We start from the raw sequence: 11,043 nt of genomic DNA on the forward strand, positions 1-11,043 counted from the left end.
ATGATACAGTCCTGTTGCTTTACGTTATTTGAACTTATGATGTGGAGCGTAAGCCTATGATTATCAATGACTATTTAGCAAACATAAGCATATCTCCTTTGGTGTTTTTCGAGCAGACTTTGTATGATGTTATACGCTTGTCGCCGATGCATTCACCCACAGGACAGTCATATGCTTAATCTTGTCAGGTTTTAGGAGAGATTATGAGTCGTCAGCATCAGTTCAAGGCACGAGAAGAGAATATCTTAGCGATGGCAGAGCAATTGCTACTTGAGTCGGGCGATGGTGATATTACTTTAGACAGTTTGGCAGACCAGCTGGATCTGGCTAAAGGTACACTGTACAAGCATTTCTCCAGTAAAGATGAACTCTATTTGCGTATTATTATCCGCTATGAAGAACAACTGTTTGAGATTAATCGTATTGATGATTGTCCATCAGCAGGCGTTGCTCGTATGATCTTTCAGCAGTTATTTAATCCACAAAAAGCCATGTTGCTCAATCAAATCGAAGAGCGTTTGGCGGCATCAGTGACGGGTCTTAATCGATTGTTTGGTGAGCTATATGATATTCGCCGTCAGCGTATGAAACGCTTGATTGACATTATCAGTGCGTATTTACAAGAGCAGCATAGTAGTTTGAGCACGCGCGACTATTTGTCCTCGATTTGGGCGATGGGTCAGGGCGGTGCTGGACTATTAAATTCAAGCTTTTACCAGCGGTATTTGGGTCGCCGTGATACCTTACGTTATGCTTTCGTTCAGCAAATGCTTGAGTTGCCGAGCCATTATCCTGCGGCCGACGATGAGGTGATGGATGAAGATATGCAGGAGTTGGTAGAGCAAATCGATACTGAGTCAGAAGAGCACCGTAATACCAGTTATTAATATCTTTATTCAACTTATGGTCTTTTAACCCAATTTTTTTAAATTCGTGTTGCTATATTCATTATCGCAGCACGGTGCATCCATGCTAAAAATGGGTATATGCTTACCAGCTTTAGCGCCCAATCATAGTTTTATTCTTCATACCACAACCTACTTGTAGGTTTATAGGTGCAATATGCCGGTCACTGCCAAGACTCCGTCCAGCTCAGCGGTCACTTGCTATTCACACTTAAGTCATCAATATTTGCAGTATAAAAACACGGATAGATATCTCTTACCTCTGGTTTATCAGCATAAATCCTTTCTAGTACGAAACGCTCACATTTCCCCTTATGAATCCTCAAACTTTGCTCAGGTACAACAGGGCTTCACCCTTGTCGAAATTGTAGTAGTGGTCGTTATTCTATCTATCTTTGCTGGCATGATGAGCTTGTCGGTGGGTAGTAGTGAATCGCGTAAAAACCGTGCTTTTTATGAGCATTTAACGGATTCACTGAGCTATGTACGATTGTTGTCTGCTGAGCGTATGCAGCCGATGGGTTTAAGTTTACAAGCAGATAAACAAGGTCAAGTAGCTCCTGTGATTGTTACTTTATCAAATCCTTATACTGCCTATCAGACCAATGATACCCCGTCAAATAGCATGGACAGCACGCCTAAAAATTCGATGGAATTGTCTGCTGACCTGACAGGTATGTCGGGGGCGATGGGAAAGCAACAGCCAGTGCCTAGCTGGGAGATTGAGCCAGAAGTCAGTTTGCCGGAGTTACCTGCTGGGGTTAGTTTAAGGGTGCAAAGCTTGGAGGCTGGCAATCTATCAATGCCTGAACAGGGGCAAACATTGCAGCCTTGGTTTGCCGATCAAGCAATCCCACAAATATTATGGTTTGGTACAGGGCAAGCAACGCCTGTTACCATTGAGGTGCTGCACAATTCGCGTCTGGTGGGCGAGGTCATTACCATTATGCCTGATGGTAGTATGACGATCGGACAAGGGATGTAGCTGATGATAGATAAGGATGACATTATATCTGCTGACATAAACAAAAAGCCAATGCTATCGCATGAAAGCGGCTTTACTCTGATTGAGGTAATGGTAGCGTTAGCGATTTTAGCGGTTGTTGCTGTGGCTGCTAGCCGTGCCAGTAGTGCTTATCTCAGCTCAGTGGATGTCTTACGCACACGCACACTGGCACATTTTGTCGCACAGAATGCGGCCGCTGATTTGCGTATTCAAGAGACTTGGCTGACGGCCAATCGCACACAAACAATCAATGCTCAAGGGCGTGATTGGCAAGTAGTGATGACGGTCAGTGATGCCATTACGCCTGCTTTAAAAGAGGTGAATATCGCTGTCGCACCCATTATAGATGGACAGACGCGCACAGCCGTGACTGATATCAACGTAATATTGAGCAATGCGGAGCAAGACGTTGGTAGTTTGGACTTAAGCAGTTTGGGTGCTGATATTGCAGGGCAGTCTGGAGGCAATCCGTGAAGTCGCAGCGTGGATTTACGCTACTTGAATTGATGGTCGCCATGGCAATATTTGCGATGTTGGCGGTGGCTGGCTGGCAGGTGTTTGATAGCGTCAACCGCGCTCGCGAACGTGCACAATTTCATGCTGATAACTTAGCTGTTTTGCAATATGCTTATTTGCAGCTACAGCAAGATATGGGGCAAATTATCCCTTATCAAATACCAAATACTCAAAATATCAGTATGACAAATAACAGTACAAATGCCAGTGATAGCACAAACAATAGCGCCCAAGCCAATGAAACAGTGCCTGAGCCGTTTATGAGCTTGGATGGTGAGCATGTCAGCTTTGTTCGTTTTGCCGACCCTGATCCACGTTATCAAAGTAGCATGAGTGTCCAGCATATCGAATACATTTTTGCAGATGAGCGTTTAATTCGCCGCCAATATACCAGCATCGATGGTGGGCGCGATAGCATCAGCCTAGACAGTGTATTGCTAGAAGGCGTTACCGCAGGGCGTTGGCAAGCATATTTACCTGAACTGAGCACCAAATTTCCCAATAAAGACAGCAGTAATAACGGCAATAGCAGTACAAATACAACCTCTGGGCAAACGGCCAATGCCATAAACGTCAAGCCAGCAGTGGTTTTATTGCCCAAAGGCATTGCTGTCAATTTTACTTATCAGGATATGCCCATCACTTGGCAGTGGGCGCTTGCTCCTCAACCAATGCCAATTAACAATACCAACAAAAGCAATAACAATGCTGCTAATAATGGCAATGGTAGCAATAACGATAGTAGTGATAAGACTAATAATGACGACCCGAATAGCAATGTAAATAACAATGCAGGAAGTAATATTTAAAATGTACCACTGGGTCAATAATAAAGGCGGCTTAAGTCAATGACAGCGCACTCTCAGCGCGGAGTAGCGCTGCTCACTATCTTACTATTGGTGGTCAGTATTACCGTGGTGGCGGGGGCGATGCTTGCCAGTCAAAAGATTGCTATTAGGCGTAGCGGCTTATTGTTTGATCAAAATCAGCTGTCACAAGATATCAATGCTGGTCAGCAATTGGCCATCACGATGATTCGTGCTGACGATAAGCTGAATGACACAGATAGCGAGCAAGACATTTGGGCGCAGCCATTACCGCCTTATCTTTTAGCCAATCATAGCATCAGTATCGAATTGCGTGATGAAGCCAGTCGTTTTAATATTAATAATTTATATCAGAATGGCGCGGTTGATAGCGCCACCTTAGCCATATTTCAAAGGCTGTTGACACAATTAAATCTGGAACCTGATATTGCCATTGCTGTTCTTGATTATCAAGATACGGATAGCGACGTTTATCAAGATGGTGGTGATGAGAGTGTGGTTTATTCTCAGCAATCAAGTGGCTCAGCGAGTAAGACTTTGCCCAATCAAGCATTGGTGAGTGTCGATCAGTTGCAAGAGATTCGAGGGGTAAATGCTGAAATACTAGCAGCACTACGTCCTTATATTACGGCGGTTCCTTATTATGTGCCTATTAATGTCAATACTGCCAGTCCAGTTTTGCTGGCTGCACTGATAGATGGCGCAACCAGCCAACAGATGCAGGGATTGGTCGATATGCGGGCAAAGCAGGCGTTAGCCTCTATCGATGATGTGTGGAAATTGCCGATGTTGAGCAGCTTAAATGATGATCAGAGAAAGGCGTTAAAACCATTGCTCGCAGTCGATAGCCAAGCCTTTATGGCGCTTATTACCGCAACGGATAGTGCAAATCTTGGTCAACAAAGACAACGGTTTGCAACCGTATTGATTAGTAAAATTGCGACTGACGCTAGCGCGGCAGCAGGGAGTAACGCGAATAGCAGCACGCCTAACAATAATAATGGAAATAATGAGAATGGCAATAATAAAAAAGCCAAAGAAATTAAAGTGGTGACACAGCGTTTATGGGCATTTAGACCCAGTTTCTAACGTTGAGCCACCTAAAAAGAGTCGTGCTTAATACCGAGGTAGAATAGCTGACGTCACCTAATCTCCTAAGTGCGTCTCTTCCGTAGATTTCCAGTTATAAGCACCATAAAACAACATCTGTGCTTGGCGAGTGCAATTATGGAGCATCAGCTGTTTATTTTCTTCAATCTCATTCAGATCGATTTCATCATCATGGTCTTCAGTATAAGTCAGCTCCAACCAATCGATAATCCAAGAAAAGAACATATTTACCCCAGCTTCAGCCAGTAGGCGACGGTCATAGGCATTGATATGAGTAAAAGCAGGCTGTAGCGCTAAATCATCAGCCAAGCTTTGAGCATGTTTTTTGACAAGTTCATTAATGGCTTTGCGTACAGCTTCTGAGCCACCGTAGCGCTCACTGACTAAAAATTGCCAGTAATAAGGCTGATCACTGACCATATACAAGAACAGCTGAATGCTCTTAGCAATTTGGCGATCAAAGCTACGCTTGCGCCCAATCTGTAAGCTATCGCTTAGGATTGCCAGCGTACCGCCTAGTTCTTCTACCACCAACGCTCGACCAAGCGATTCCATGTCATCAAAATGCCGATAAAATGCGGTCGGCACCACGCCAACCTCACGCGTTACTTGCCGGAGGCTGATTGAGCTAAAAGACTGCCCTGTCATACATAAATCAAGCACGGCATTAAAAAAGGCGTGCCGAGTTTGAAGTTTCTTTTGTTCGCGACTGCTCATAATATTTCAAAATTGTCCAATAAGGGTTTATCATACTCATTTCAGCGTAAAAATACGACTGAAATACGCAACTTGTGTTAATTTACTAGACCTGCACGGGTCTTTTAAACCATCGTACCCCAATGGCCTTGTAACTCTTGTGCCAATCGATACGCCTCATGATCATTCATCCCAGTGATAAAGTCCAATATATTTAAGATATTATAATAGACATTATCTGATAATACCCGCCGATGCTCATCGAGATGTGGCTGTAACAACATTAGTAGGCGCTGCTGCTCAAAGGACATGGATTGAGGATCAGATGTTGCTCTACTACTTGTCCAAGCTAATGGCATAAGAGCATCTAATAAACGATGCAAGCATTGATTGGCCATCAATTCCATACGTACTTTGCTTGGGTGATTGAATATTTTTTCGCGTGCCAATTGCTTGGCCTGCAAGATGCCATTTTGCACATTTGCCTCACAATGGGTAAATAGACTGCCTTGCAGTGTACCAGCCAGCAATGCATCACTGTTGGCGACGAAAGCATCGGTCACGGTATTGACCAAGCGCATCATCGCACGGGCTCGCAATGACGCTAAGCTCTGCCTGACAGACATGTGTACGGGCAGATTGATACTGCTAGGGCGCTCACCAATCAGCTCATAAAATATGGCGGCAACCTCACTATAGGTCAGCATATTGAGATTGATACCATCTTCTAAATCTATCAACGCATAGCAAATATCGTCTGCCGCTTCTAGTAAATAAGCCAGCGGATGACGCGCAAAACCGTCGTGTTGCTCTGAGCGCGGCAAATTTAAGCAAGCTGCCAGCTCTTCTAATTGTGCTGACTCACTATAAAAGCAGCCAAATTTTTGTACATTTTGATGGTGGTGTTTATCATTGACATCGTTGCTGTGAGAGGCAAGCCACGGATACTTCATAAAAGCGCCTAAGGTCGCACAAGTGAGACGCATGCCACCTTTATCAGGATGGTGTTCATTACGTGCCAACAGTCGAAACCCTTGTGCATTACCTTCGTAGGCCAGCAAGTCCAAGCGCTCGTTGCTACTTAACTTTTGTAATATCGCTTGAGTGTCAGGCTGCCTAAACCAATCTCGAATGGCATACTCTCCCGCATGACCAAAAGGCGGGTTACCAATATCGTGAGCGAGGCAGGCGGCTTGTACAATGACACCGAAATCGGCTGGCGATACGCCTGCTGGTAGACCGCTGACCAATTTATCATGGAGCTTTTCTGCTGCCATCATTGCTAAAGAGCGTCCAATAGAGGAGACCTCAAGCGAATGAGTCAGACGTGTATGGATACCGAGCTGATTGGTTAATGGATGGACTTGGGTTTTTTGATTCAATTGCCGAAAGGAGTGCGAAAATACCAGTCTGTCGTAGTCTTTGTGAAACTGAGAGCGAGTACTCGTATTGGCGTTAAACTTTTTGGCAGCACCAAGACGCTGCGAGTTGAGGAGATGAGACCATTGCGTAGTAGGAGACGGCAAAGAGGTTGGAGTAGTTAGCATATTGAAACATCCGAAACCAAGGGAGCCTCTAGCATAGCAAAATAGCGCCCTTGGTACAGATATATAGTCAGAGAACTACATTAAGATTTCTGGCAGTTGAAAAGCACTTCTTCCTCTTCGGTAGCCACATTACTGCCCAATGTTTTATTTCGCAACGTTGCTTTGTCACCATTTACTTGCCATATGATGCCATGGGTGTTATCTAATCCGATATCACTGGTATAGATGGTTTTTTCAGTACTGGCGTCGCTATCAGAGGTAGCGGTCAAATCGTATTCGATACCATCGATGAGTAGGTGCACTGTCTGCAATGGAGCATCATCATGGTAGGACACACCGATAGTAGCAGTAGGCTCACAAGAGAATGGTGTGCTGTTGCTGACATGTTCTGCATGATCGTGGCCTGCGTGCGCGCTTTCTTCGTGGCTATGACTTTCATGATTGTGTCCTTCATGACCTTGTTCCATAGCATCGTGCCCTTCGTGCTCTTCATGAGCATGTTCAGCGTGATCGTCTACGGGTGTTATTTCTTCGGATACTACCGTATCACTTTCTGTATTAGGCTGACAGCCCAATAGAGAGCCTGTCATGATACTTCCTACAAGCGCAACACTGGCAAATCTAGAAACAGAGAAATAGTTGGTCACAATATGAGCCCTCAAATAATAAAATAAAGATATGTTATAATATAACAATGTTAAGATAAAATAAAGCCGATGATGGAGAATTTCCAACATCGGCTTATTAACTATCAGTCAGGATGTACCGCTTAACGTTACACGTTAAATCTAAAGTGCATGATATCGCCATCTTGTACGATATAGGTTTTGCCTTCTAAGCGTGATTTGCCAGCGGCAGCTGCGCCTTTTTCACCGTTGTATTCGATAAAGTCATCATAAGCAATGACTTCGGCACGAATGAAACCACGCTCAAAGTCAGTGTGAATCACGCCAGCTGCTTGCGGAGCCGTTGCGCCAACTGCAACCGTCCAAGCACGCACTTCTTTAACCCCAGCGGTAAAGTAAGTCTGCATATCTAGCAAATCATAACCACCGCGAATGACTTGATCAAGTCCGGCTTCTTCCATATCCATCTCAGCTAAGAAGTCTTTTTTGTCGTCTTCATCAAGCTGAGCGATTTCAGATTCGATTTGGTTGCATAGAGCGATAACGATAGAATCTTCGCCAGTCGCATAGTTGCGTACCGCATCAAGGTAAGGGTTGTTTTCAAAGCCATCTTCACTGACGTTAGCGATATACATGGTTGGTTTTAGGGTGATTAAACCATAACTTCTGATGAGTTTTTTCTCATCAGCATCTAGGTTCGCTGCGCGTGCCGCTTTACCTTCGGCTAATAAAGGCTCAACTTTTTTGAAGATATCAAGCAATGCTTGCGCGTCTTTGTCGCCACCTTTAGCCTTCTTGGTTTGGTTGTGAATGGCACGCTCAACGGCCTCTAAATCTGCCAATGCCAATTCAGTATTAATGGTTTCGATATCATCGATTGGGCTGACGCGACCATCAACGTGGACAACGTTGTCATCGTCAAAACAGCGTACGACGTGCGCAATCGCATCAGTCTCACGAATGTTGGCTAGGAACTGGTTGCCCATGCCTTCGCCTTTTGAAGCACCAGCGACCAAACCTGCGATATCCACAAACTCCATCGTCGTTGGTAATACGCGTTCAGGCTTAACGATATCAGCCAGTTTCTTTAGGCGTGGGTCAGGTACTGGTACGATACCTGTGTTGGGATCTTTGGTACAAAACGGAAAGTTTTCAGCGGCGATACCCGCTTTGGTCAACGCATTAAACAAGGTGGATTTACCCACGTTTGGTAGGCCAACGATGCCGCAATTAAAACCCATAACATTCTCTCAATATAGTAATAAAATCAGTTGGTATAAAGGTTGGTTAAATGATAAATCAAAATTGGACACATTGTATCAAATTTACCTGAATAGGGGTGAGGTTGTTGTGTTGTATACTGAGATTTTGCGTTTGGTCATGACTGGTAATTTTGCTGTTTTATCGATTATGGTAAGCTGTGCTATAAAAGGATAGTTTGGCTTGTAGGCGTATGACAGGTAAGCGCCTACGACTCGTTACACTGTACGAGTAATCTTCATTATGAACACCAAGCGCTCTCAGTCAAATCTGCAAAACACTATGTATAAATGCGCCGTTTCGATAAAGGCCGCTAAAATAAAACGAAAGGCAAAACCTTATAATGACTACCACGATCTTTGACACGCGCCACTACAATTATCCGCAGAACTTCATCGAGATTAAGCCCAAGCTGGCGCGTCTGGAAAAGGCAATTAAAAAGCTAGAGGAAAATTTAATCGATGCTAATAATGATGCAAGTATTGAGCTACTAAATGAAAGGCTGAATGGTGAATTAGGGTTAAAAGTAGACTACGCTCGTGAATTAAATCCTGACCAATTATTAGCAGCCACAACTATCGAAGGCAAAGTTTTGGTTATAGCAGGAGCTGGCTCAGGTAAGACTAAAACGCTTACGTATCGTACCAGTTATTTATTAGAGAGTGGGGTCACGCCCAAAAGCATCTTGCTACTGACCTTTACGCGTAAAGCCGCCAATGAAATAAAAGATAGAGCTAAGTCTTTGCTTGCGAATACCTTATTTGATAAACAGTCTGATGAAGACTTGGTAAAGGATAAGCTGCCAACTGATAAACGGCTCAACGATATCACCAGTGGTACTTTTCACTCTTTTTGCAATATGCTGCTGCGTCAATATTCAGGTTTATTGGGCATTAATCCGCGATTTACGATTTTAGACACGGGCGATAGTGAAGATGCCATCGACTTAATTCACAAAGAAAAAAAGTATCCCGCGCAAAATAAGAGCCAAGCATTCCCGCGCAAAAAGACACTGCAAAATATCATTTCTAGCTCTCGGAATAGACGTATTCACATCTGTGATTTAATCGAAAGCAGTTATCCTGACATCGCTGTGCATATTCCTATTATCGAACAATTGGCAGTTGATTTCCATGAGTACAAGCGTGCCAATCATCTCTACGACTTTGACGATATTATCAGTCAGGTCGTGCGCCATTTGAAGACGAATGATACCTTTCGCCAAATGCTACAAAACCAATATCGCTACATCATGGTCGATGAATATCAAGACACCAATATTCCGCAAAAGCAGCTTATCGATCTGATTTGCGCACCTGCGTCGGTCTCGCTGATGGTCGTTGGCGATGATAATCAAAGTATCTATGCGTTTCGCGGTGCTAATTATGAGAACATCTTGCTCTTCGGTGAGACCTATCCAGAAGCAAGCCTGATTAAACTTGAGCAAAACTATCGTAGTACGCCTGCTGTTTTAAATTTTATCAATGCATTGTCCGCGCAAATCACGTTAGGGTATCAAAAACAATTGTACTCTGGTGCATTGATAAGTGGGCATAAGCCAGTGTTTAGCCGCCTAAGCAATGAGACAAAAGAAGCGAAATATATCGCCGATAAAATCATCGAGCTAAAGTCGGATCATGACTACGATGATTTTGCGGTACTGTGCCGCACATCTTTTCAATCTAACTATGTCCAATTAGAGTTTATGGAGCGTCATATTCCATTCATTGTGGTGGGCGGTATCAAGTTCATTGAAAGGCGACATATCAAAGATGTTTTGGCCTTTGTTAAAGTCCTCTATAACCCGAATGATACGATTGCTTGGCATCGTATTTTAACCTTATTCCAAGGCGTGGGAATAGTCACCGCGACGTGTTTGACCCAAGCGATTAATGCCGATAACAACTCCTTTGAGCCACTACTCACGCCAAAGTTTGCTAAAAAAAGCGCACAGCTTGAGCCTTTATATAATACGCTGACTAAGGCAAATCAGGCTGAATCCGTCGAGAGGGTCATTGAGCATATTTTAGAGTTCTATATTCCTGTCTTAAAAACAATTGAAGAAAATTGGCGAGAGCGCAACGAAGACTTTCGTGTGCTCAAAAATTTGGCAATAGAACACAGTAGCCTTGATAACTTCTTAGAAAATTTGGCACTCGATCCGCCCAATGATTCGGTCGCAGCCATGGATAAACCAGAAGATAATGACACAGATAAAGTGACGATTTCGACCATTCACAGTGCCAAAGGTTTAGAGTGGCCAGTGGTGTTTGTTAACTCATTGGTCGATGGTATCACGCCGCACTATCGCTCTTTGGATGACTTTGAGGAGCTAGAAGAAGAGCGTAAATTATTCTACGTTGCTTGTAGTCGCGCCAAGAGCAGACTGTATCTAACGGCACCTGATTACTTTGCCAGTTATTCAGGGTATTTTGACAAGCCGTCGCGGTTTATCGCGGAGCTGTCTGCTGATGAAGTGACGGTAGAAAATTCTAAACAAGTGAGAGAAGAGAGTGATGATCCAGTGTGGTGGTGATTTTTTTGTTTATC

At 43.9% G+C, this 11,043-nt stretch carries 10 protein-coding genes; 6 read left to right on the forward strand and 4 right to left on the reverse strand.

Going from position 1 to position 11,043, the window contains the following annotated elements; all coding sequences use genetic code 11:
- Window positions 1–203 precede the first annotated feature (203 nt).
- The 5 genes from JMW94_RS12790 to gspK all read left to right on the forward strand — a co-directional run bounded on the left by JMW94_RS12790 (window position 204) and on the right by gspK (window position 4,343).
- Window positions 204–887 carry a TetR/AcrR family transcriptional regulator gene (locus JMW94_RS12790; RefSeq protein ID WP_045446854.1) on the forward strand — a complete coding sequence of 228 codons (684 nt, stop codon included), beginning with the start codon at window positions 204–206 and terminating at the stop codon, window positions 885–887.
- 175 nt (window positions 888–1,062) lie between these two features.
- On the forward strand, window positions 1,063–1,890 hold the full coding sequence (locus tag JMW94_RS12795; protein ID WP_227685524.1) for a prepilin-type N-terminal cleavage/methylation domain-containing protein: 828 nt from the start codon (window positions 1,063–1,065) through the stop codon (window positions 1,888–1,890).
- 3 nt (window positions 1,891–1,893) lie between these two features.
- On the forward strand, window positions 1,894–2,385 hold the full coding sequence (gene gspI / locus JMW94_RS12800; RefSeq protein WP_201604661.1) for a type II secretion system minor pseudopilin GspI: 492 nt from the start codon (window positions 1,894–1,896) through the stop codon (window positions 2,383–2,385).
- On the forward strand, window positions 2,382–3,236 hold the full coding sequence (gene gspJ, locus JMW94_RS12805) for a type II secretion system minor pseudopilin GspJ (protein WP_201604662.1): 855 nt from the start codon (window positions 2,382–2,384) through the stop codon (window positions 3,234–3,236). Before gspI ends, gspJ begins: the two co-directional genes overlap by 4 nt.
- Window positions 3,237–3,275: 39 nt before the next feature.
- Window positions 3,276–4,343 carry a type II secretion system minor pseudopilin GspK gene (gspK, locus tag JMW94_RS12810; RefSeq protein WP_201604663.1) on the forward strand — a complete coding sequence of 356 codons (1,068 nt, stop codon included), beginning with the start codon at window positions 3,276–3,278 and terminating at the stop codon, window positions 4,341–4,343.
- A 57-nt stretch (window positions 4,344–4,400) separates the two neighbouring features.
- Here the strand turns inward: gspK and JMW94_RS12815 are convergent, their stop codons facing one another.
- The 4 genes from JMW94_RS12815 to ychF all read right to left on the reverse strand — a co-directional run bounded on the left by JMW94_RS12815 (window position 4,401) and on the right by ychF (window position 8,474).
- The gene (locus JMW94_RS12815) at window positions 4,401–5,081 is read right to left on the reverse strand and encodes a TetR family transcriptional regulator (RefSeq protein ID WP_045446867.1); all 681 of its coding nucleotides are present in this window, start codon (window positions 5,079–5,081) and stop codon (window positions 4,401–4,403) included.
- A 104-nt stretch (window positions 5,082–5,185) separates the two neighbouring features.
- Window positions 5,186–6,607 carry a deoxyguanosinetriphosphate triphosphohydrolase gene (locus JMW94_RS12820; protein WP_201604664.1) on the reverse strand — a complete coding sequence of 474 codons (1,422 nt, stop codon included), beginning with the start codon at window positions 6,605–6,607 and terminating at the stop codon, window positions 5,186–5,188.
- An 80-nt stretch (window positions 6,608–6,687) separates the two neighbouring features.
- Complete coding sequence (locus JMW94_RS15035; protein ID WP_201604665.1) at window positions 6,688–7,197, reverse strand: hypothetical protein; 510 nt, start codon at window positions 7,195–7,197, stop codon at window positions 6,688–6,690.
- A gap of 185 nt (window positions 7,198–7,382) precedes the next feature.
- On the reverse strand, window positions 7,383–8,474 hold the full coding sequence (gene ychF / locus JMW94_RS12830) for a redox-regulated ATPase YchF (RefSeq protein WP_201501482.1): 1,092 nt from the start codon (window positions 8,472–8,474) through the stop codon (window positions 7,383–7,385).
- 362 nt (window positions 8,475–8,836) lie between these two features.
- Here ychF and JMW94_RS12835 point away from each other — a divergent pair, with 362 nt between their 5' ends.
- Window positions 8,837–11,029 (forward strand): ATP-dependent helicase, encoded by a 2,193-nt coding sequence (locus JMW94_RS12835; RefSeq protein ID WP_201604666.1) that lies wholly within the window; start codon window positions 8,837–8,839, stop codon window positions 11,027–11,029.
- Window positions 11,030–11,043 lie beyond the last annotated feature (14 nt).

The organism is Psychrobacter immobilis (genome assembly GCF_904846185.1).
GTDB classification, from domain to species: domain Bacteria; phylum Pseudomonadota; class Gammaproteobacteria; order Pseudomonadales; family Moraxellaceae; genus Psychrobacter; species Psychrobacter immobilis_B.

Excerpts from the sequence above, each read along its gene's own strand:
- JMW94_RS12790 (WP_045446854.1), top strand. The coding sequence starts at position 204 with ATGAGTCGTCAGCATCAGTTCAAGGCACGAGAAGAGAATATCTTAGCG.
- JMW94_RS12795 (WP_227685524.1), top strand. The coding sequence starts at position 1,063 with ATGCCGGTCACTGCCAAGACTCCGTCCAGCTCAGCGGTCACTTGCTAT.
- gspI (WP_201604661.1), top strand. The coding sequence starts at position 1,894 with ATGATAGATAAGGATGACATTATATCTGCTGACATAAACAAAAAGCCA.
- gspK (WP_201604663.1), top strand. The coding sequence starts at position 3,276 with ATGACAGCGCACTCTCAGCGCGGAGTAGCGCTGCTCACTATCTTACTA.
- JMW94_RS12815 (WP_045446867.1), bottom strand. The coding sequence starts at position 5,081 with ATGAGCAGTCGCGAACAAAAGAAACTTCAAACTCGGCACGCCTTTTTT.
- JMW94_RS12820 (WP_201604664.1), bottom strand. The coding sequence starts at position 6,607 with ATGCTAACTACTCCAACCTCTTTGCCGTCTCCTACTACGCAATGGTCT.
- JMW94_RS15035 (WP_201604665.1), bottom strand. The coding sequence starts at position 7,197 with ATGACAGGCTCTCTATTGGGCTGTCAGCCTAATACAGAAAGTGATACG.
- ychF (WP_201501482.1), bottom strand. The coding sequence starts at position 8,474 with ATGGGTTTTAATTGCGGCATCGTTGGCCTACCAAACGTGGGTAAATCC.
- JMW94_RS12835 (WP_201604666.1), top strand. The coding sequence starts at position 8,837 with ATGACTACCACGATCTTTGACACGCGCCACTACAATTATCCGCAGAAC.